Below are 19,728 nucleotides of genomic sequence, written 5' to 3' on the forward strand. Positions count from 1 at the left end.
CCGTGGACAACGCCCCCTTCGCGCCCGGATCGGTATCGATCCGCATCTACCTGCACGACGGCCTGCCCGCCCCCGAGATCGTCCGTTACGAACTGGCGCAGGCGAAGCGCGCGGTCGAGGTCGGCTTCGACGGGGTGATGATGGGCGAACATCATGGCGGCTTCCCCGGCTATATCCCGAACACGATCCAGACGGCGGGCTGGATGCTCAATGCCATGCCGCACGGTTGGGTCGCGCCCGCGCCGGTCCTGCTGCCGCTCAAGCCGTGGGCGCTGATCGCCGAGGAGATTGCGTGGCTCAGCGCCGCTTTCCCCGGCCGGGTCGGCTTCGGCGCGGGGACCGGATCGTGGCAGGCGGATTTCGACATCATGGAGCTGTCGAAGGACGATTATATCGAAACCTACCACCGCTCGCTCGGCCTGATCGCGAAGGCGCTGCGCGGCGAGGCGGAGGGCGAGTTCGCCAAGGACTGGGCGATCATGCACTGCCGTCAGGCGCCGGTCCCCCTCGTCACCGCCAGCGCCACCCCACGCGGCGTGCGGGCGGCGGCGGCGAACGGCGCGGGCATCCTGTTCGAATCGATGACCGCGCCGGAGCGTCTGCGCGAACTCGCCGGCAAATATCGTGACGCGGGCGGCACCGGTCCGATCATCCTGATCCGCCGCGTGTGGATGGGGGAGGGGACGTTCGGGCGTCAGGACAAGCAGATGGGCGTCTATCGCGGCTATGGCAGCGATACGACCTCGCAATATTGGCAGGGCAATCAGCTGATCAACGGCGACGCCGACGAAGTCGCCGAACGCCTCGCCGAAGCCGCGCGCGAAGTCGGCGCCGACGCGATCAACCTGCGCGTTCAGGTGCCCGGCGTGCAGCCCGACGAGATGATGGACCAGATCGAACGCCTCGGCCCGATGGTGGCCAAGCTGAAGGGGATGTGGCCGTGGAAAACTTAACTCCCCTCCCTGCCCAGGGAGGGGAAGGGGGTGGGTGCGCGCGTCTGCGCGCTCAAAAGACTCTCCACCGCTCGCAAACAGAAAAGGCCGGAGGTTCGACCCCCGGCCTTTTCTAACCCACCCCCAACCCCTCCCTGGGCAGGGAGGGGAGAAGTCTCGTTAGCTCCCGTCCTTCGTCACCGCATTGCGCGGATCCTTCATGAACGCCGGCATCTCGATATCCATATCGGGTAGTTGCACCACCCCGCGTTCCTGCCGCAGCTTTTCGAAGCCCGCAGGGTCCGCCGGGAAGCTGCCCGGATCGCCCATCATGATCATATAGGTCGTGCACCCGTCCGGCCCCGCGATGAACGGCCCGAACGTGTCGCCATGATCGAGCGCCAGGTGCGTGCCGGGCAGGCATTCGCGATCCCCGCACATCATCGAACCCGCCATCACGAACACGATATGATCGCTGTTATGGCCGTGCGCGCGGATCATCATCCCGGGATCCCATTCGACATAGGCCGACAGATAGCGTGGGTTGAACTCCATCCACTTCTCGCGCGCCTCGACGGTGCGGTCGCCGATCTTCTGGCGGCGCACGATCTGCCAGCGATGATCGTCGAGCGTGGTGATCCGCACCTTCTTATTGATATCCGGCAGCGGATATCGGTCTTCCTGGTCTGCCATCTCAAGCCTCTCCCAAAGCTTCAGTTGATGTCGCGCGGTCCCTTGGGCTTGTGGCCGCTCAGCGCGACCCGCTTCATGATGCGGCGGGTGTCGTAATCGGCGATCGCGCAATGGAGCGCGGTGCGATTGTCCCAGAAGGCGACGTCGTTCAGGTTCCACTGGAACCGCACCTGAAACTCCGGCCGCTTCGAATGTTCGAACAGGAAGTTGAGCAGCATCTCGCTCTCGTCCGCGCTCACCCCCTCGATCGACGTGGTCCAGTTGGCGTTGACGTTCAGCGCCTTGCGTCCCGTCACCGGATGCACCTCGACCAGGGGGTGCACCGCGCTCGGCCAGCTATGGATCTTGTCGCCCAGCGTGTCGCGAACCACCTGGCTGCGCGAGGCGAGCCGCTGGATCGAATGCGTGGCGTAGAGCCCGTCGATGAAGCCCCGCATCGGCTCCGACAGCGCCTCATAGGCCGCAACCGAACTCGCCCAGCAGGTGTCACCGCCGATATCGGGCTTCTTCATGCACTGCAGGATCGATCCCAGCGGCGGCGTCTCCAGGAAGGTGCGGTCGCGGTGGAACAGTTCGGCGCCCTGGCCCTTGCCCGTCATTTGATCGAGGATCAGGATTTCGGGATTGGCGGTGGGCTTCGGCTGCACCTCCGACTTGTCGAGCACGCCGAAGCGGCGGCCGGCGCGGATATGCTCCTCCTCGCTCAGCGGCTTCTGGTTGCGGAAGAAGACGACGTAATTGTCGTGCAGCGCGTCCATAACGGTGGTCACGGCCTCGTCCGAAAAGTCGGTCGACAGGTCGATCCCGCTGATCTCGGCGCCGATCGCGCCGGTGAGCTTGCGAACCTCGATCGCGTTGTCCGGTTTCATTGGGCCGCTCCTTCCAGAACCGGGGCGACAACATCGCCCTCCGATCCGGGCGACACGATATGGCCCGGCAGCTTGCCGGTCAGTTCGCCATTGAGCACGATCGGGACGCCGTTGACGATCGTCGCGGCCACGCCCTTGCCCAGCGCCTGCCAGCGGCCGATCCCGCCCGGCAGCGTGTGCGCGAACTCCTTGCGCCACGGCGCGATCGTCGCCGGATCGAACACCATGATGTCCGCCCACCCGCCGACCTTCAGCGTGCCGCGATCGCTGAAGCCCAGCAGCGCGGCCGGCACCTGCGTGATCTGCCGAATGCCTTCCTCGAGCGACCATGCCCCGCGATCGAGCACCCAGCTGCGCAGGAAGTAGGAGGACCAGTCCGCCCCGTCATCCTTGTGCAGGTGCGCGCCGCCGTCCGAGGTGCCGACGATCATGTTCGGGTGCTTCTGCGCAATCCCCACCGCCTCGCTCCATTCGGGCGTTTCGGTGCGCCAGCGGAAGTTGGTCCGGAAATCCTCGTCGAGCGCGAGATCGAGCAGCGCATCCATCGGCGCCACGCCCAGCTTTTCGCCCAGCTGCTTGACGGTCATCCCCTCGGCCCAGCGATTGCGCTCCTCGGCGACCTGCACGACGAAGACGGTCGCAAGGCTGGGCGGCGGCAGGGTCGTGCCCTTGGCCGGATCGCGGTTGTAGTTCTCGATCGACGTGCGCAGCTTGTCGCGCCACGCCGGATCCTTCGCCGCTGCGCGCCTTTCCTCGATCGGAAGATTGAGGAAGTCGTGAAAGTCGAAAACCGCGCGATAATGGACGTTGTTCGGCCCGATCTCGACCGTGCGATCGAACGGCCGCGTGATCAGCAGCGAATAGACCGGGGATCCTTGCGCCGTCGCATCGGCCAGGAAGTCGACGCACGCATCCCAGGTCGCCGTCGGCGCATCGACCTTGCTGCGCCCGCCCAGCCCCTGGATGATCACCGGAATACCCCCGGCCAGCCCCAGTTCGATCAGCAGGTTCTGGTCCTGCTCATTGAGCCCGCCGATCGCACTTTGCGGCAGATAGCAGATCGATCCCGGCCGGGTGCGGCCCGCCGTCTCGACCAGCGCGATCAGCTCCTCCTTGGTCGCCGCGCGCGACGGCACCGGCCGCCCCTTGATGTCCAGATGCGTGGGGGCCGACGATGACGACAGCCCCGCCGCGCCCGCGCTGATCGCCTCGGCCACGATCGCCTGCATCGCGACGATCTGCTCAGGGGTCGCTTCCTTGTCGTAGCAATCGTCGCCCATCACCCAGCGGCGGACGTTCGAATGGCCGACATAGCAGGCGAAATTGACGCCCAGCTTGCCGTTCAGCGACCCCAGAAACTCCGGAAAGCTTTCGAAATTGTCCCACGGCACGCCGCTCAGCGCGACCGGGTTCATATCCTCGACGCTGGCGAAGATGTCGGTCAGGAACTCGATATCGTCATGCTTCACCGGCGCGACCGAAAAGCCGCAATTGCCCGCGACCACGGTGGTCACGCCGTGGAAGCACGACATGGTCGCGTGCGGATCGAAGGTGATCTGCGGGTCGTAATGCGTGTGCGGATCGACGATACCGGGGGCGACGATCATGCCCGTCGCGTCGATCTCCTCATCGGCGCGGCATCCGTCGAGCTTCGCGATCGCCACCACCTTGCCGCCGCGTATGCCGAGGTCCACCCGCCGCCGCGGCAGGCCGGTGCCGTCGACGACCATGCCGCCGCGAATGATCAGGTCGAAATGCTGGTCGGTCCAGCTGTCGATATGGACGGTCATGGCTGCCCTCCTACTCCGTCGTCTTATCTCGTCCGGTCTGCCGGAAGTGGCGCCTGTTTCTCTGGCGTGGCCGATCCTGTCCAATACAGATTGGCGGCGGCTCCATCGCAAAATAAGATGGGGCCTTGGGAGGCTGTTATGTCGTTGAGACGCTTTCGCTATTTCGTCGCCGTCGCCGAACGCGAAAGCTTCAGCCGGGCGGCGGCCGATCTCAACATCGCGCAATCGGCATTGTCGCGGCATATCGCGCTGCTGGAAGCCACGGTGGGCGCCCCCCTGCTCGAACGATCGACTCACGGCGCGAAGGTGACGCCGGTGGGCCGCGTGATGCTCGACGACGCCCGCCGCCTGCTCGCGCAGGTCGATGCGACCTACGATCATGCCCGCCGCGTCGCCGACGGCACGACCGGGCAACTCACCGTCTCGATGATCAAGCTTGCTGTGCTCAGCCCGCTCGCGACGGGCGCGGTCGCCTCCTACATCGCCGCCCGCCCGCGCGTGGACCTGCAACTGATCAACATGTCGTCGACCGAACAACTCGCCGCCCTGCGCAATCGCAAGATCGATGCGGGCTTCATCATCGAACGATCGAGCCAGCTTCCCGAAATCGACTATCTGCCGATCGTCAGCGATCGCTTCATCGTCGTGATGCGGGAGGATCATCCGCTCGCCGTCCATGACAGCCTGACCTTCGATCAACTGCGCGATCAGGCGTTCGTCACCGTCTCGATGGACCAATATTTCCTGGGCCAGGCGAAGCTGCACGCCGCCTTCCATGCGCACGGCTTCAAGCCGCGCGTGGCGCTGGAGGTCGGCGGCGACGTGTTCCTCCAGCTTGCCCTGATCGCGCGCGGGACGGGGATCGGCTTCGTCAACGAATCCGTCCGCAATGCCCTACCCAACGGCGTCGTGATGCGCCCGGTGTCCGAACTTCAGGTCAGCCTCGACGTCGATCTCATCTGGATGCGCGCCAATCAGGATCCGGTGCTGATGGACTTTGTGCGGGCGACGCGCGACTTCATCGCGCGAGGGGAGAATCCATGACCGACGCAACGGCGATACGGCCGCTCACGCTTGCCATCCCGCAAACCGAACTGGCCGATCTCGCGGCCCGACTCCGTCTGGTCCGCTGGCCCGATCGCGAAACGGGGGAGGGGTGGTTTCAGGGCGTTCCGCTCGATGAGATGCGGGCGCTCTGCGATCATTGGCTGCACCGTTACGATTGGCGGCGCTGCGAGGCGGAGATCAACCGGCGGGGATCTTCGGTCACGACCATCGACGGGCTCGACATCCACTTCCTCCACGTGCCCTCGCCCGAGCCGGGCGCGACGCCGCTGCTGCTCACGCACGGCTGGCCCGGATCGATTGTCGAGTTCCTGAAGGTGATCGACGGCCTCAGCGATCCCGTCGCCAATGGCGGCCGCGCGGAAGACGCCTTCCACCTCGTGATCCCCAGCATCCCCGGCTACGGTTTCTCCGGTAAGCCGTGCGAGCCCGGCTGGAATATCGAACGGGTGGCACGTGCCTGGGCCGTGCTGATGGATCGGCTGGGCTATCGCGATTATATCGCGCAGGGCGGCGATTGGGGCGCGGGCATAACGCAGGCGATGGGATCGCAGGCGCCCGCGGGCCTCGCCGCGATCCACCTCAATCTGCCGCTCGGTTTCCCGACCGAGGCCGAAATGGGCGCGCTTGATCCGGTCGAGGCCGCGGTGATGGCCGATTTCGCGATCCACCAGAAATATAACCGTGCCTATTCGGAGGTGCAGCGCACCAAGCCGCAGTCGCTGGGTTACGGCCTGGCCGACAGCCCGGTCGCGCAGGCCGCGTGGATTTACGAGAAGTTCTTTCTCTGGACCGATTGTGCGGGCCACCCGACGAACGTGTTCAGCTATGACGAAATCCTCGACAACATCATGCTGTACTGGCTGACGAACAGCGGTGCGAGCGCGGCGCGGATGTATCACGAGAGTTCGACCAACTTCGCGGCGCTGAAGGTCGATCTGCCGGTCGGCGTGTCGAGTTTCCCCAAGGAGATCATGCGATCGACCCGCGCGTGGACCGAGCGGCTCTATCCCGATTTCATCTACTGGAACGAGTTGCCGCGCGGCGGCCATTTCGCCGCGTTCGAGCAGCCCGATCTGTTCGTCGACGAACTGCGTCGCTTCCGCAGGACGTTAAGCGATCGGGGCTGATCGCGGGCTCAGCCGATAGATCACGCTGTACCCGATATGGTCGGACAGCATCGCGCCATTGGTGTCGCGGCCGAACAGCTGCACGCGGCGCAGCGGCCTTATGTCGGTCGTCCTGTTGCCCGCGAAGAATTGCCAGTCGGTCGCGTCGCCCAGCGGCAGGTTGGACGCGATCGGCAGTTCGTAGCCGCACGATGTTTCGCCCGGCACGCCGCAATAGCTGGCGGGCAGGCGGATCATCCCCATCGCGGTCGCGGGCCGCACCTGCCACCGGCGGCTATGCGCCTCAAGTGCTGCGAGGCGATCGGGCGAGTGGACGTTGAAGTCGCCCGCGAACAGCCGGACATGCTTGCTGCCTGACGCCGCCAGCGCCGTGTCGATCGCATCAAGCTGCGCGCGATAGGCATAGAGATTGCGTTCCGGGCTGGTCAGCGATGCCGCGCGCGAATTGAGGTGGGTGGTCGCGACCTCGATCGGCTCGGGCAGGCCCGGCACCTTGATCGCCGCGATCAGCACGCCCTTGTTCGCCGCGCAGTCGATCCCCGCGCAGGCGGCGAAGGGCACGCTGCGCGTCGCGAGGATCGGAAAATCGGAGAAGATGGCAAGGCCGCTGTCGAGCGTCGGATCGCTCTTTTCGGCGCGATACCATGTCCGGTCGCGCACGAAATCGGCCGCCAGCGCCACCTTCGGCCGCGCATCGTCCGGGCCGGGGCCGATCGCCTGATAGCGATAGCCCGCCGCATGCCCGATCGCCTGCGCTTCGTCGGTAAACGCCTCCTGCACCACCACGATCTGCGGCGCGGCACCGCTCCTGCGCAGGGCCTTCAGCCGCGCGGCGATGGCGTTCAGCGCGTCGGTGCGGTTCGCGATCGGCCAGGGGAGGGCGGCGACATTGTACGTCAGCAGGCTGATCTCGCCCGGCCGGTTCGCCGGATGCTCGCTCACGATCGCGCCGCCCGCGCTCTGCGCGCCGGGGCTGACCGGCACGGCATGCGTCGCAAAGGCGAGCGTCAGCGCGGCAAGGCAGCTGGCCCTGATCGCTGCTATCATCCTCGTCTCCCGCCCGATCGGTCCGTCGATGGCTCGACGTTCGTGGGCGCGATTTGTTGCGTGCGTTTATCGCAATATGGCGGGTTTCCCGCGCGCTCTTGACAATGTTCTCTTTTTGTTCTATGTGGCGCTATTGGCTTGAGGGGGGAAGCTGATGTTGGCCGTTTTGGGGATTCTTATCGTCGCCGCTTTGTTCGGCCACCTGGTCGCCTGTATGGTGCGCGAGCCGGGTCGAGCCTTGCGGCTATCGCTGCGACCTCCTCTCCCCACCTCGTCATTGCGAGGAGCCGAAGGCGACGAAGCAATCCAGGCCCGCACTGGAGAGGCTCGCGAACCACTCCCATACGAGCCTGGATTGCTTCGCTCCGCTCGCAATGACGAGGGGAGGGGCGTCCTCCCAATGCAACCCCTCATTCGCGCTAAGCCCCTGCTTCCACGTCCCGAATCCAAAGGCCACAAAAGCCACAACCATTGTGGCCTTCACCGTTTCACGGCCTTTCAGCCATCCGCTTCCGCAACCGTCTTCAGCGTCGAAATGAACAAATCCTGCAACGGGGTGGGATGCCAGTCGCGCCGGGTGATGATGCCGATCCGCCGCATCGTATCGGGCACGATGCTGTCGATCCGGCGCAGCGCCCCCGCCTCGATCTCGGTCGCGACCTGATCGGTGGAGAGCATGGTCAGGAAGTCGGATCGCATCAGCATGCCGCGGATCAGCTCGACCGAACCGCACTGGATCGGCGCGGTCGGGCGCGGCTTGCCCGCCTGATCGAACATCTCCTGCCATTTTTCGAGGAGACCCGATGCGCGCCGCGCGACGATCCACGGATAGGCCGCGAGATCCTCGAAGCTGGCCGTGCCCTTGGCCAGCGGATGATCGGCGCGGCCGATGATCGTCAGCCGGTTGGTGAACAATGGCTCCTGGTGCAGGTCGCGCGCCGGATGATCGCGCAGCGCGCCGATCAGCGTGTCGATCCGGCCCGATCGCAGGAAATCGACCAGTTCCAGATAGGATCCGTCGACCACGTCGATCGTCGCCTCGGGCACCTGCCGCAGCAGTTCGGCGAGCGTGGCGGGCAGCAGCGAGGATCGCGAGAGCGCCATCGCCCCGATCGCCAGCCGCTGCCCGCCCCCGCCACATTCGTCGAGCGCGGTGCTGAGTTCGGACATCGCCAGCGCGAAGCCGCGCGACAGCCGCGTGCCGGCGTCGGTCAGCGACACCCCGCGCCCCGATCGCCGCACCAGCGACACGCCGCACAATTGTTCCAGATCGCGCACCGCGCGGTGCAAAGCGGGCACCGATACATCCGCCGTCTTCGCCGCCCCCACGAAACTGCCCGCTTCGGCCAGGCTCAGCAGCCCGCGCACCTGCGCGCTCGTCAGCAGCCGTTCGGAGTCGCGCGCGCCCTGTGCGCCTTTGGTGGCGCGAATCGCTTTGCCCAGCGTCTCCATCGCGCGATCGACCCGCCGCAGCACGCGGGTTCCGATCGCGGTCAGGGTCACGCCCGCCGGGGTGCGATGGAAGAAGGACGCGCCGAAACTCGCCTCCAGCTTCATCAGCGCCTGGGTCAACGCCGGCTGGGAAATCCCGGCATTGCGCGCCGCGATGCTGACACTGCCATAGCTGTCGATCATCGACAGCAGCCGCAGGTGCCGAAAATTCAGCCCGTATGGATTCGCCATTTCATGCCACGTTTAATCTCAGCTTATATCTCTCCACTATTCATATTTGATCGAAAGGAGAAGTGCCGCGATCATCCGGGCATCACTTGGCCAGGAGTGGATAGTTATGACGCCCAGTTCCGCCGTTCAGGAGGCATCCGCTCCCGAGCTTGTCGCAGCGCCCACGAATAACGCTGCTTTGATCGAATGGGTCGAACAGATTGCGGCCTTCACGCAGCCCGACTCGATCCGCTGGTGCGACGGTTCGGAGGCGGAGGCTTCGGCGCTTTCGGCCGAGCTGGTCGCCGCCGGCACCCTGATTGCGCTTGATCCGGAGAAGCGCCCCAACAGCTTTTATGCACGGTCCGACCCCGGCGATGTCGCGCGTGTCGAAAGCCGCACCTTCATCTGTTCGGATCGCCCGGAAGATGCCGGCCCGACCAACAATTGGCGCGATCCCGCCGAAACCCGCGCGACGCTCGACGGCCTGTTCGAAGGCTGCATGCGTGGCCGCACCATGTATGTCGTCCCGTTCTGCATGGGGCCGCTGGGTTCGGACAAGAGCGCGATCGGCGTCGAGCTGACCGACAGCGCGTACGTCGTGCTTTCCATGCGGGTTATGACGCGCATGGGCAAAGGCGCGCTCGACATGCTGGGCGACAGCGGCTTCTTCGTGAAGTGCGTCCACTCGGTCGGCGCCCCGCTCGCCGCCGGTCAGAAGGACGTGCCGTGGCCGTGCAACCCGGACAAGTGGATCGTCCACTTCCCGGAATCGCGCGAAATCTGGTCCTACGGGTCGGGCTATGGCGGCAATGCGCTGCTGGGCAAAAAGTGCTTCGCGCTGCGCATCGCTTCGGTGATGGCGCGCGACGAGGGATGGCTGGCCGAGCATATGCTCATCCTCAAGCTCACCTCGCCCGAAGGCGCGGTCCATTATGTCGCGGCGGCGTTCCCCAGCGCCTGCGGCAAGACCAACATGGCGATGCTCGAACCCACCATCCCCGGCTGGAAGGCCGAGACGATCGGTGACGATATCGCCTGGATGCGCTTCGGCGCGGATGGCCGCCTCTACGCGATCAACCCGGAAGCCGGCTTCTTCGGCGTGGCGCCGGGCACGGGCGTGAAGACCAACAAGAATGCGGTCGACACCCTGTTCGCCAACACCATCTACACAAACACCGCGATCACCACCGATGGCGACGTGTGGTGGGAGGGGCTGACCGACACGCCGCCCGAAAACCTGATCGACTGGCGTGGCGAAGCCTGGACCCCCGAAAAGGGCACCCCGGCGGCGCACCCGAACGCGCGCTTCGCGGTTCCGGCCGCGCAGTGCCCGTCGATTGCGGACGAATGGGCCGATCCGGCCGGCGTTCCGATCTCGGCGATCCTGTTCGGCGGCCGTCGCGCGTCGGCGATCCCGCTGGTGACCGAAAGCTTCGATTGGCGTCACGGCGTCTATCTGGCCGCCAACATCGCGTCGGAAGGCACGGCTGCGGCGGAGAACAAGATCGGCGAACTGCGCCGCGATCCGTTCGCGATGCTGCCCTTCTGCGGTTACAACATGGCCGATTATTTCAGTCACTGGCTGGCCATCGGCGCGCGTGCCGATGCGCACAAGCTGCCGAAGATCTATCTGGTCAACTGGTTCCGCAAGGGCGCGAACGGCAAGTTCCTGTGGCCGGGCTTCGGCGACAATTCGCGCGTGCTCAAGTGGATCGTCGAGCGTGCCGAAGGCACGGCCGACGCCGTCGAAACCCCGATCGGCCTGCAGCCTGTCGTGGACGGCATCGATCTGTCGGGCATCGACATGCCCGCCGGCGCGATGGAGGAGCTGTTCACCGTCGATCGCGAGATCTGGCGCGAGGAAGCCAAGCTGAGCGCGGCCGATCTGCGCAAGCTGGGCGATCGCGTGTCGCCCGGCATCTGGGCGGAACAGGAAGCGCTCGAAGCGCGCCTGGGCTGATAGGCTAAGGCGCGGAGCCGATCGGTTCCGCGCCCCATTCCCCAATCGTCATCCCGGCGGAGGCCGGGATCTCAGGAGAGGCGCGATGCGCTGAAACCTCCCGAGATCCCGGCCTCCGCCGGGATGACGCGTTTTGGAGGGCGGCGGCCCTCAAAACGCGTCAGAAATGGTGCGTGCAGAAGGCGAGCAGCAGGATGATCGGGATCGGTACGCCGATAAGCCACAGGAATATGGACCGCATTTCAGTTCCTCCGCCCCGTTGATTGGGGTCGGAGGATAGAAGGCGCGAACAGTGTTTCTGTTCCGTTGCTGACGGGGAGTTCAGCTTCGATCGATCTGCGCCTATGATGTCGCGATGATCGCCGATGCCGCACCCGCTGCCGAACGCCCCGATGTCGAACGGGCGATCAGCATCACCGAATTGTTCACGATCGGGATCGGTCCGTCGAGTTCGCACACCGTCGGCCCGATGCGCGCCGCCTTTGCCTTCGCGCAATGGGCGGTGGAGCGGGGCGATGTGGTGCGGGTGGTCTGCGAACTGTTCGGATCGCTCGCGCTCACCGGGTTAGGCCATTCGACCGATATCGCGATCCTGCTGGGGCTGGCGGGGGAGACGCCCGAGGCTATCGATCCGGACGGCATCGGCGATCGGATCGCCGCGATCCGCACCGAACGCCGTCTGATGCTGGCGGGCGTGCGTCCGATCGATTTCGACGAGGCATCCGATCTGCCTTTCCGCAAGGGCGAGTTCCTGGCGGGGCATGCCAATGCGATGCGCTTCACCGCCACCTTTGCGGATAGCTCGGCGGGCGAGCAGACCTGGTTCTCCGTCGGTGGCGGCGCGATCCTGCGCGAAGGCGCTGCGGCCCCGCGCGTAAACTTCGTGCTGGCGCACCCCTTCTCATCGGCGGCCGAACTGCTGGCGACGGGGGAGCGGACCGGCCTGTCGATCGGCGAAATTGTGGCCGCAAACGAACTGGCGTGGCGGCCGGCGGAAGAGAGCGACGCCTTCTTGGACGCCGTGCGCGCCGCGATGTTCGGCTGCATCGATCGCGGCCTGCGTGGGGAGGGCGAATTGCCCGGCGGGCTGAAGGTCCGTCGCCGCGCGCGCGACCTGCATTCCAGCCTGATTGCGCGTGGGCCGCGTTCCGATCCCTCCGCCGTGTTCGAATGGGTGAGCTTGTGGGCGCTGGCGGTCAACGAGGAGAATGCGGCGGGCGGCCGCGTCGTCACCGCGCCCACCAACGGCGCGGCCGGCGTGCTGCCCGCGGTCCTCAAATATTATGAGGTGTTCACCGCCGCGCCCACCCGCGCGGGCGCGCGATTGTTCCTGACGACGGCGGCGGCGATCGGCTTCCTCTACAAGAAGCGCGCCTCGATCTCGGCAGCGGAAATGGGGTGTCAGGGGGAGGTGGGCGTCGCCTGCTCGATGGCGGCGGCGGGGCTGGCGGCGGCTCTGGGCGCGACCAATGCGCAGATCGAAAATGCCGCCGAGATCGGGATGGAGCATAATCTGGGCCTCACCTGCGATCCGATCGGCGGGCTGGTGCAGATCCCCTGTATCGAGCGCAACACGATGGGCGCGATCAAGGCGATCAACGCCGCCTATCTCGCGCTCCACGGCGACGGGCGGCACATCGTCAGCCTCGACGCGGTCATCGAAACGATGCGCCAGACGGGCGAGGATATGCGCTCCAAATATAAGGAAACGAGTCTCGGCGGGCTTGCGGTCAACGTCGTCGAATGTTGATCGTCAGGCGCGGCTGCGGTTCGTCCGTCCGGCTTCGTCGAAACCGGTAGCTATCGCTTCCAGCAGCACGTCCTGCCGCACCGGCTTGGCGATGAAGTCGATCGCCCCGGCATGCATGGCGCGGGCGCGCATGATGTCGTCGCCATGCCCGGTCAGGAAGATGACCGGCAGGGACGGCGCCTTGTCCGACAGCGCCTTCTGCACCGCCAGCCCATCCAGATCGGGCATGTCGATATCGAGCAGGATCAACCCCGAAAGATCCGTCTGGTCGAGAAGGTTGAGGCCCGACGTATAGCGACGCACCTCGTAGCCCGCGGCTTCGACCAGGCAGGCGGCGGAATGGAGGACGATCTCGTCATCATCGACGATATGGACGATACGTGCCGTCATCGGCGGTAAAGCGCATCCAGCCGCGCAGCCAGCATGTAGCAGCCCCCCAATTCCGACATGGAACATTTGAAACGCGGTTCATGACGCGACGCTGAACCGCGCGGTACTTTTGAATGCATTTTACAGTTTACGCAACGTTTGCGGCGGCTCGGTCAGCGCTGGACCGACGGCTTTTTCTGTTTCTATAATTGACGCAGATAGTTGTGGGCGCCGACAGGATGGCCGGGGCAGGGGCGAATGGTGCGGATCCATCCCATAATAGGTCAGCTATAATGGCCCCCGCGGCCTTCGCGACGGTGCGCGCGCGACTCGTGCTGCTCGTCGCCGTGCTGCTGGTGCCGGCGGCGATCGTCGCGGCGGCGTTGCTGTGGCGCAGTTACCATGAGGAACATCGCGCGGCGGAGACCCAGTTGACGGGGATGACGCGCGCCATGTCGATCGCGGTCGATCGCGATATCGGCCAGGCGCGCGTGCTGGTTGAGGCGCTGTCGGCGTCGTGGTGGCTCAAGCATGGGCGGTGGCGCGAGTTCGATGCGCAGGCGCGCGAGGTGGTGGCGGGCACCGATCGCTGGGTGTCGGTCGTGACCGAGGACGGCCGCCTGCTGGTCAACACGCACTACCCCGTCGGGCAATTGCCGGTGCGCAATGTAAAGCTGGCGGTGTCGGGCACGATCGGCATCGGCGACCGCATCGTCCTCCACAATCTCCACTTCGGCGTGGCGCCGCGCGAGCCGATCGTGATCGTCACGCGCACGATCCGCACCGAGGACGGGCAGCGCCTGCTGCTCAACGTCGTCCGCCGCGCATCGAGCTTCCTCGAACTGATGCAGCAACAGCATATTCCGCCGCGCTGGACGGGCGTGGTGGTCGACGGCAATCGCACCGTCATCGCGCGCAGCCGGGCCAATGAAGCCTTTGTCGGCAAAAGCGTGTCGCCCAGTATGCGCGAACGCCTGGCGCAATCCGATGAGGATGTGCAGCCCACGGTGACGCTGGACGGCATATCGAGCATCACGGCGTGGAAGACATCGCCCACGACCCGCTGGACGATGATCGTCGCGGTCCCGCGCGACGAAATGGCGCGCGGCGCGCGCGGCGCGCTGATCGCCGGGACGATCCTGGGCATCGCCTTGCTCGGGCTGGGGCTGGTGGGCGCGGTGCTGGTGGGGCGCGGGATTGCGCGGCCGCTCGAAAGGCTGTCGCGCGCGGCGGGCGGGCTGGCCGAAGGCGGCGCCCTGCCGCCGCCCAGCGGACTTGCCGAAATCGACGCGGTCCAGATCGCGCTCGCCGGCGCTGCCAAGCTGCTGCGCGCGCGGGAGCAGGAGTTGCGCGATCTCAATCAGGATCTCGAAGCGCGCGTGACCGAACGGACCCGTGAACTGGCCGAGGCGACCGAAAGCCTGGTTCAGGCGCAGAAGATGGAGGCGGTCGGCCGGTTGACCGGCGGCATCGCGCACGACTTCAACAATCTGCTGACCGCCGTGATCGGCAATATCGAGCTGATCGAGAAGGGGAATGCGGATCCCAAGGTCGCCCGCCGCCTCGCCAATGCCCGCAGCGCGGCGGAGCGGGGCGCGCGCCTGACCGGGCAATTGCTCGCTTTCTCGCGACGCCAGCGGCTTCATACCGAGGCGGTCGACGTCAATGCGGTGGTGACGAGCGCGAGCGAATTGCTCCATTCGACGCTGGGCAGCGCGATCGAGATCGAGACCGCGCTGGGTGCTGATCTGCCGGCGGTCGAGGCGGATGCGACCCAGCTCGATCTGATCCTGCTCAACCTGGCGATCAACGCCCGCGATGCCATGCCCGACGGCGGGCGGCTGCGGATCGTGACGGCGGCGCAAAGCGTGGACGATGCCCCGCGCGGAGCCGAAGCGCCGGGGCCGGGCGATTATGTCGCGATCCGGGTGGAGGATCAGGGCACCGGCATGTCCGCCGAAACGCTGTCGCGCGTGTTCGAACCCTTCTTCACCACCAAGGAGACGGGGCATGGCACGGGCCTCGGCCTGCCGCAGGTGCTGGGCATCCTGAAGCAGATGCAGGGCGGCATCGCGATCGAGTCCACGCAGGGCATCGGAACCGTCGTCACCATCTACCTGCCGATATCGGGCGGCGTGCCCGTTCACGCGGTCCCGGCGCCGGTGACGATCGGCCCCGACTGGAGCGGCGTGTGCGTATTGCTGGTCGATGACGATCCCGACGTGCGCGGGGTGACCGCAGAGATGCTGCGTGAGCAGGGATGCGAGGTGGTGGAGGCCGGATCGGGGCGCGAGGGGCTGGCGCAATTGGAAAGCGAGCCGGCGATCGACTTCGCTCTGCTCGACTTCGCGATGCCGGGGCTCAACGGCGCGGAGGCCGCGCGCCTGATCCGCGCGCAGCGGCCCGATCTGCCGATCCTGCTGATGAGCGGCTATGCCGACCTCGAACAGCTCGGCGCGCTGTGGAGCGGGCCGATGCTGTCCAAGCCCTTCACCGCGGCGACATTGCGCGCGCGGATGGACGAGTTGCGAGCTTAGTCTTTGTTCTTGCGGCTCGTGTATAGCAGGGCTGCGACGATCGCCGCCGAACCGATGCCGACAGCGGCGCCGACGCCGGCGATCTTCTTGATGTTCGCCTTGCCCTTTTCCGGCTCCTCCGGCTGGGCCGTCTTCTTCTTGGCCTTGGGCGCCGGCTTCACCGTCGTCGCGTCGAGCGTGTGGGGCAGCGGGTTGGCGGGCCAGGGCGGGGTTGCGTCCTCTGGAACGGAAGTCGGGCTCACGGATCACTCTCCTGAAACGCTATCGAACGAACAACGACATGCGCGGGCTTAGGTTGCCTGACGCTGAACCCCGACTGCCAGAAGGATAAGGCGCTTTCAACGATCATTCGGATCCGAAACGATCAGTATACCGAACTGTGGCAATTTTCACCGATATATGGTGTTGAAAATCCCATCATGATCATCGCAAAGTCTGATTTTATTGGATTTTTTAAATTGGCACGCTCTCTGCAAAGTATCCGGCATCGACAACGCCAGTTGAGAAAGGGACTTTGAAATGAACGCCACCAACAAGATCCTCACCGCCGTCGCCGCCGTTGCCGCCGCGACCGTGAACATCGCTTTCGCCGCTCCGGTGAATGCCGCCCCCGCCGTCAAGGTCGCTTATGGCGATCTCGATCTGAACAGCGACAAGGGCAATGCCCAGCTGCAGGTCCGCCTGCACCGCGCCGCCGACAAGCTGTGCGGCCGTGGCCAGGCCGCGATCGTGACCACGGTCTGCCGTCACAAGGTCGTCGCGGAAGCTCGCCAGCAGATGGCGGATGCCACCCCGGCCAATGTGGTGCTGGCGTCGCGTTGATGCCGGCCCGCACGAACCGCCGGGCCTGATAAAACTTCCGGTAAGGCCCGGCGGACATCGTGGAGAGTTTCGAAAGGCGGGAGCCACCTCCCGCCTTTTCGCTGTTCAGGCGATCTCGTCCGCCGCCGCTGCGATCGCGGCATAGATCGCGTCGAGATCGTCGGGCTCGATGCAATAAGGCGGCATCACATAGACGGTGTTGCCCATCGGGCGGAGCAGCAGCCCCCGCGCGCGGAAGAAGGCGCCCAGCTTCGGCCCGATCCCATCCAGATAATCGGGCGCATCCCCGGCCAACTCCATCGCGGTGATCGTGCCGATCTGCCGCCGGTTGACGATCTTGGGATGATCGAGCGCGGCGAGATTCGCCGCCTGCCGCGTGGAAAGATCGGCGATGCGATCGAGCACCGGCTCGTCGCGCCAGATTTCGAGATTGGCGAGGCCCGCCGCGCAGGCGATCGGGTTGGCGGTGTAACTCGACGAATGGAAGAACATCTTCGCGCGATCATCCGATCGATGCGCCTCGAAAATCTCCGACCTTGCCATCGTCACCGCCAACGGCACGGCGCCGCCGGTCAGCCCCTTCGACAGGCACAGGATATCGGGCACCACGCCCGCCTGTTCGCAGGCCAGCAGCGTGCCGGTGCGGCCCCATCCGGTCATCACCTCGTCGGCGATGAACAGCACGTCGTGCCGCGCACAGATCGCCCGCATTTCGGCGAGGATCGCGGGCGTGTAGATTAGCATCCCGCCCGCGCCGAGGATCAACGGCTCGACGATCAGGGCAGCGGGCTTCTCACGGCATGCCGCCTCCAGCGCATCGAGCGTCGCCTGCCCGTCGCCGGTCGGGAAGGGCAAAGCGGAGACGTCGAACAGCAAGGGCTGATAGGCGCGGTTATAGACCCCGCGCTCGCCCAGCGACATCGTGCCCACCGTGTCGCCATGATAGCTATGCTCCATCACGACGATGCGATGGCGCGGCTCGCCCCGGTTGAGCCAGTATCCGAGCGCCATCTTGATCGCGACCTCGACGCTGGTCGATCCGCTGTCCGAGTAAAAGACGTGCGCCAGCTCGGCAGGCATGATCTCGATCAGCCCGGCGGCGAGCCGTTCAGCGGGTTCATGCGTAAAACCCGCGAAAATGATCTGGTCCATCTTCGCCGCCTGATCGGCGATCGCGGCCATGATGCGCGGGTGGCGATGGCCGTGGGTCGTCACCCACCAGGACGAGATCGCATCGACGAAGCGGCGCCCGTCCGCCGCATGCAGGATCGCGCCCTCGGTCCGCGCGATGAGCGGGATTTCCTCGTTCAGCCCATGCTGGGTGAAGGGATGCCAGACGGGCGACGTCATCCGAAATCCTCGATCCGGAAATGGGCGGCGAAGGCGGCATTGAGGCTGGCGGTGTCGAGCGTGGCGAGATGCGGCAGGCGGCCGAGGCGCTTCACCCGGCCGATCGCGGCGATGGTGTTCTCGCTATCCTCATTCGCCTCGCCGATGAAGGCGATCCCCAGGATCGGCACGTCGCGGCTGCGCAGCGCCTCGATCGTCATCAGGCTGTGGTTGATCGTGCCGAGACTCGTCCGCGCGACGATGATCGTTTCGTAGCGCCAGCGCGCGAACATGTCGGCATAGAGGATACCTCCGGTCAGCGGCACCAGCGCACCGCCCGCGCCCTCGATCACCAGCCGGCGGTCGCAGGCGGGCGGGGTCAGGCGCTCCGGCTCGATCAGGACATTGTCGATCGCGGCGGCGAAATGCGGCGAGGCGGGGGTCTTGAGCCGATAGGCTTCGGGCAGGATGCGATCGGCGGGCAGGCCGGAAAGCCGCGCCACCCGCTCGCTGTCCGTCCCGTCGTCCAGCCCCGCCTGCACCGGCTTCCAGTAGCAGCCGTCGATCGCGGCGGTGAGGGCTGCGGAAAAGACCGTCTTGCCGACATCGGTGTCGGTGGCGGTGACGACCAGGGTCATGCGAGTTCCTTGATGCGCGCGGCAAGCGCCGAGACCTGTTCGCGCGTGACATTGTTGGTGAGCGAGACGCGCAGCCGCGATGTGCCGGGCGGCACGGTCGGCGGGCGGATGCCGCGCACGTCGAAGCCGTCCGCCTGCAATGCGGCGGCGATCGCCATCGTGCGGGCATCGTCGCCGATGATGACGGGCACGATCTGGCTTCCGGTCGCGGGCAGGACGGTTGCGGCATGCGCGATCAGATCGTGCAGCTGCGCGCGTCGCTCCGGCTCGGTGACGAGCAGCGTCAGGCTCGCGCGCGTCGCGGCCGCCATCAGCGGGGAGGGGGCGGTTGAGAAGATGAAGCCGCGCGCGCGGCTGACCAAAGTGTCGATCAATGTGCGGGCCGCGCACACCAGCGCGCCCTCGGTGCCCAGTGCCTTGCCGCAGGTGCGCAGGGTGATGACGTTCTCGCGGCCTTCCAGATCGGCGGCCAGCCCGCGCCCGTCGGGGCCGAACACGCCGGTCGCATGGGCCTCGTCGATGACGAGGAAGGCGTCCTCGCGCGCTGCGATGGCGGCCAGATCGGTCAGCGGGGCGATGTCGCCGTCCATGCTGTAGAGGCTTTCGACCGCGATCCACGCGCGGCCCTTGCCACCTTCGGCGCGCCACTTGCCGATCGCGTCGGCAAACGCCTGCGGATCGTTATGCCTTACCGAAACGGTCGTCGCGCGGCCCAGCCGCATCCCTTCATGCGCGCTCGCGTGAATCAGCTCGTCGTGGACGATCAGGTCGCGTTGTGCGGGCAGGGTCGAAAAGATCGCGCTGTTGGCGGCGAACCCGCTGGAGAACCAGAGCGACGCCTCGCTGCCGAAGAAGGCGGCGGCTTCGGCCTCCAGCGCCTGATGCTCGGGATCGTTGCCGCGCAGCAGCCGCGATCCGCCCGCGCCGATCGCCACGCCGCGCCCGATCGCGGCGGCCACCGCATCGCGCAGCGCCTGCGAACCCGACAGGCCCAGATAGTCGTTGGAGGCGAAATCGGCGCCGGTGCGCGCGATCAGCGAACGGGTTCGCGCGCGCTGGGCGAGGACTTCGAGCGCCTGTTTATGGCCGTCGAGGATCGACATTGGCGCCCGATAGCCGCTGTAAGATCACA

Annotated in this window: 17 protein-coding genes; 7 read left to right on the top strand and 10 right to left on the bottom strand. The window is 66.1% G+C overall.

Annotated features, from left to right (window positions below; translation table 11 throughout):
• Positions 1 to 2 precede the first annotated feature (2 nt).
• Positions 3 to 953: an LLM class flavin-dependent oxidoreductase gene (locus EOD43_RS07115; RefSeq protein WP_164857138.1), complete on the top strand. Its 951-nt coding sequence runs from the start codon at positions 3 to 5 to the stop codon at positions 951 to 953.
• A 159-nt stretch (positions 954 to 1,112) separates the two neighbouring features.
• On the opposite strand, the gene EOD43_RS07120 is transcribed toward EOD43_RS07115, so the two are convergent.
• From EOD43_RS07120 to EOD43_RS07130, 3 genes are read right to left on the bottom strand one after another with little or no spacing between them, the layout of a single operon-like run.
• Complete coding sequence (locus EOD43_RS07120) at positions 1,113 to 1,625, bottom strand: hypothetical protein (RefSeq protein WP_127742432.1); 513 nt, start codon at positions 1,623 to 1,625, stop codon at positions 1,113 to 1,115.
• A gap of 20 nt (positions 1,626 to 1,645) precedes the next feature.
• A complete protein-coding gene (locus EOD43_RS07125) occupies positions 1,646 to 2,494 on the bottom strand; it encodes a TauD/TfdA dioxygenase family protein (RefSeq protein WP_127742434.1) in 849 nt (282 codons plus the stop codon).
• Entirely contained in the window at positions 2,491 to 4,284 is a 1,794-nt protein-coding gene (locus EOD43_RS07130; protein ID WP_127742436.1) for an N-acyl-D-amino-acid deacylase family protein, read from the bottom strand. The genes EOD43_RS07125 and EOD43_RS07130 overlap by 4 nt, the downstream gene beginning before the upstream one ends.
• A 138-nt stretch (positions 4,285 to 4,422) precedes the next feature.
• Between EOD43_RS07130 and EOD43_RS07135 the strand changes: the two genes are divergently transcribed.
• On the top strand, positions 4,423 to 5,328 hold the full coding sequence (locus EOD43_RS07135; protein WP_164857139.1) for a LysR family transcriptional regulator: 906 nt from the start codon (positions 4,423 to 4,425) through the stop codon (positions 5,326 to 5,328).
• The gene (locus EOD43_RS07140; protein WP_127742438.1) at positions 5,325 to 6,479 is read left to right on the top strand and encodes an epoxide hydrolase family protein; all 1,155 of its coding nucleotides are present in this window, start codon (positions 5,325 to 5,327) and stop codon (positions 6,477 to 6,479) included. The genes EOD43_RS07135 and EOD43_RS07140 overlap by 4 nt, the downstream gene beginning before the upstream one ends.
• Here the strand turns inward: EOD43_RS07140 and EOD43_RS07145 are convergent.
• Together EOD43_RS07145 and EOD43_RS07150 are read right to left on the bottom strand one after the other, a co-directional pair.
• Positions 6,462 to 7,526, bottom strand: a complete 1,065-nt coding sequence (locus EOD43_RS07145; protein WP_127742439.1) for an endonuclease/exonuclease/phosphatase family protein — start codon at positions 7,524 to 7,526, stop codon at positions 6,462 to 6,464. The two genes, EOD43_RS07140 and EOD43_RS07145, sit on opposite strands and share 18 nt — an antisense overlap.
• Positions 7,527 to 8,024: 498 nt before the next feature.
• Positions 8,025 to 9,209, bottom strand: a complete 1,185-nt coding sequence (locus EOD43_RS07150; protein ID WP_127742440.1) for a LysR family transcriptional regulator — start codon at positions 9,207 to 9,209, stop codon at positions 8,025 to 8,027.
• Between the two features lie 106 nt (positions 9,210 to 9,315).
• On the opposite strand from EOD43_RS07150, the gene EOD43_RS07155 reads away from it, so the two are divergent.
• Together EOD43_RS07155 and EOD43_RS07160 are read left to right on the top strand one after the other, a co-directional pair.
• Positions 9,316 to 11,151 carry a phosphoenolpyruvate carboxykinase (GTP) gene (locus tag EOD43_RS07155; RefSeq protein ID WP_127742441.1) on the top strand — a complete coding sequence of 612 codons (1,836 nt, stop codon included), beginning with the start codon at positions 9,316 to 9,318 and terminating at the stop codon, positions 11,149 to 11,151.
• Between the two features lie 355 nt (positions 11,152 to 11,506).
• The gene (locus EOD43_RS07160) at positions 11,507 to 12,901 is read left to right on the top strand and encodes an L-serine ammonia-lyase (RefSeq protein ID WP_127742442.1); all 1,395 of its coding nucleotides are present in this window, start codon (positions 11,507 to 11,509) and stop codon (positions 12,899 to 12,901) included.
• Between the two features lie 3 nt (positions 12,902 to 12,904).
• On the opposite strand, the gene EOD43_RS07165 is transcribed toward EOD43_RS07160, so the two are convergent.
• On the bottom strand, positions 12,905 to 13,291 hold the full coding sequence (locus tag EOD43_RS07165) for a response regulator transcription factor (RefSeq protein ID WP_164857140.1): 387 nt from the start codon (positions 13,289 to 13,291) through the stop codon (positions 12,905 to 12,907).
• A 272-nt stretch (positions 13,292 to 13,563) separates the two neighbouring features.
• On the opposite strand from EOD43_RS07165, the gene EOD43_RS07170 reads away from it, so the two are divergent.
• Positions 13,564 to 15,807: a hybrid sensor histidine kinase/response regulator gene (locus tag EOD43_RS07170; RefSeq protein WP_127742446.1), complete on the top strand. Its 2,244-nt coding sequence runs from the start codon at positions 13,564 to 13,566 to the stop codon at positions 15,805 to 15,807.
• Here EOD43_RS07170 and EOD43_RS07175 read toward each other — a convergent pair.
• Positions 15,804 to 16,049 carry a hypothetical protein gene (locus EOD43_RS07175; protein WP_240653115.1) on the bottom strand — a complete coding sequence of 82 codons (246 nt, stop codon included), beginning with the start codon at positions 16,047 to 16,049 and terminating at the stop codon, positions 15,804 to 15,806. The genes EOD43_RS07170 and EOD43_RS07175 overlap by 4 nt on opposite strands.
• A 277-nt stretch (positions 16,050 to 16,326) precedes the next feature.
• Between EOD43_RS07175 and EOD43_RS07180 the strand changes: the two genes are divergently transcribed.
• Positions 16,327 to 16,629 carry a UrcA family protein gene (locus EOD43_RS07180; protein ID WP_127742448.1) on the top strand — a complete coding sequence of 101 codons (303 nt, stop codon included), beginning with the start codon at positions 16,327 to 16,329 and terminating at the stop codon, positions 16,627 to 16,629.
• 105 nt (positions 16,630 to 16,734) lie between these two features.
• Here the strand turns inward: EOD43_RS07180 and EOD43_RS07185 are convergent, their stop codons facing one another.
• Genes EOD43_RS07185 through EOD43_RS07195 form a run of 3 tightly spaced genes read right to left on the bottom strand, consistent with a single transcriptional unit; the run spans position 16,735 to position 19,699 of the window.
• Positions 16,735 to 17,979, bottom strand: coding sequence for an adenosylmethionine--8-amino-7-oxononanoate transaminase (locus EOD43_RS07185; RefSeq protein ID WP_127742450.1), 1,245 nt, complete (start codon positions 17,977 to 17,979; stop codon positions 16,735 to 16,737).
• Positions 17,976 to 18,596, bottom strand: a complete 621-nt coding sequence (gene bioD / locus EOD43_RS07190) for a dethiobiotin synthase (RefSeq protein WP_127742452.1) — start codon at positions 18,594 to 18,596, stop codon at positions 17,976 to 17,978. Before bioD ends, EOD43_RS07185 begins: the two co-directional genes overlap by 4 nt.
• Entirely contained in the window at positions 18,593 to 19,699 is a 1,107-nt protein-coding gene (locus EOD43_RS07195; RefSeq protein ID WP_127742454.1) for an 8-amino-7-oxononanoate synthase, read from the bottom strand. The genes bioD and EOD43_RS07195 overlap by 4 nt, the downstream gene beginning before the upstream one ends.
• Positions 19,700 to 19,728 lie beyond the last annotated feature (29 nt).

The sequence above is a fragment of the Sphingomonas crocodyli genome, from assembly GCF_004005865.1.
Taxonomy (GTDB): domain Bacteria; phylum Pseudomonadota; class Alphaproteobacteria; order Sphingomonadales; family Sphingomonadaceae; genus Rhizorhabdus; species Rhizorhabdus crocodyli.

Excerpts from the sequence above, each read along its gene's own strand:
- EOD43_RS07130 (WP_127742436.1), bottom strand. The coding sequence starts at position 4,284 with ATGACCGTCCATATCGACAGCTGGACCGACCAGCATTTCGACCTGATC.
- EOD43_RS07180 (WP_127742448.1), top strand. The coding sequence starts at position 16,327 with ATGAACGCCACCAACAAGATCCTCACCGCCGTCGCCGCCGTTGCCGCC.
- EOD43_RS07160 (WP_127742442.1), top strand. The coding sequence starts at position 11,507 with ATGATCGCCGATGCCGCACCCGCTGCCGAACGCCCCGATGTCGAACGG.
- EOD43_RS07165 (WP_164857140.1), bottom strand. The coding sequence starts at position 13,291 with ATGACGGCACGTATCGTCCATATCGTCGATGATGACGAGATCGTCCTC.
- bioD (WP_127742452.1), bottom strand. The coding sequence starts at position 18,596 with ATGACCCTGGTCGTCACCGCCACCGACACCGATGTCGGCAAGACGGTC.
- EOD43_RS07145 (WP_127742439.1), bottom strand. The coding sequence starts at position 7,526 with ATGATAGCAGCGATCAGGGCCAGCTGCCTTGCCGCGCTGACGCTCGCC.
- EOD43_RS07120 (WP_127742432.1), bottom strand. The coding sequence starts at position 1,625 with ATGGCAGACCAGGAAGACCGATATCCGCTGCCGGATATCAATAAGAAG.
- EOD43_RS07135 (WP_164857139.1), top strand. The coding sequence starts at position 4,423 with ATGTCGTTGAGACGCTTTCGCTATTTCGTCGCCGTCGCCGAACGCGAA.
- EOD43_RS07195 (WP_127742454.1), bottom strand. The coding sequence starts at position 19,699 with ATGTCGATCCTCGACGGCCATAAACAGGCGCTCGAAGTCCTCGCCCAG.
- EOD43_RS07125 (WP_127742434.1), bottom strand. The coding sequence starts at position 2,494 with ATGAAACCGGACAACGCGATCGAGGTTCGCAAGCTCACCGGCGCGATC.
- EOD43_RS07140 (WP_127742438.1), top strand. The coding sequence starts at position 5,325 with ATGACCGACGCAACGGCGATACGGCCGCTCACGCTTGCCATCCCGCAA.
- EOD43_RS07155 (WP_127742441.1), top strand. The coding sequence starts at position 9,316 with ATGACGCCCAGTTCCGCCGTTCAGGAGGCATCCGCTCCCGAGCTTGTC.
- EOD43_RS07150 (WP_127742440.1), bottom strand. The coding sequence starts at position 9,209 with ATGGCGAATCCATACGGGCTGAATTTTCGGCACCTGCGGCTGCTGTCG.
- EOD43_RS07170 (WP_127742446.1), top strand. The coding sequence starts at position 13,564 with ATGGCCCCCGCGGCCTTCGCGACGGTGCGCGCGCGACTCGTGCTGCTC.
- EOD43_RS07185 (WP_127742450.1), bottom strand. The coding sequence starts at position 17,979 with ATGACGTCGCCCGTCTGGCATCCCTTCACCCAGCATGGGCTGAACGAG.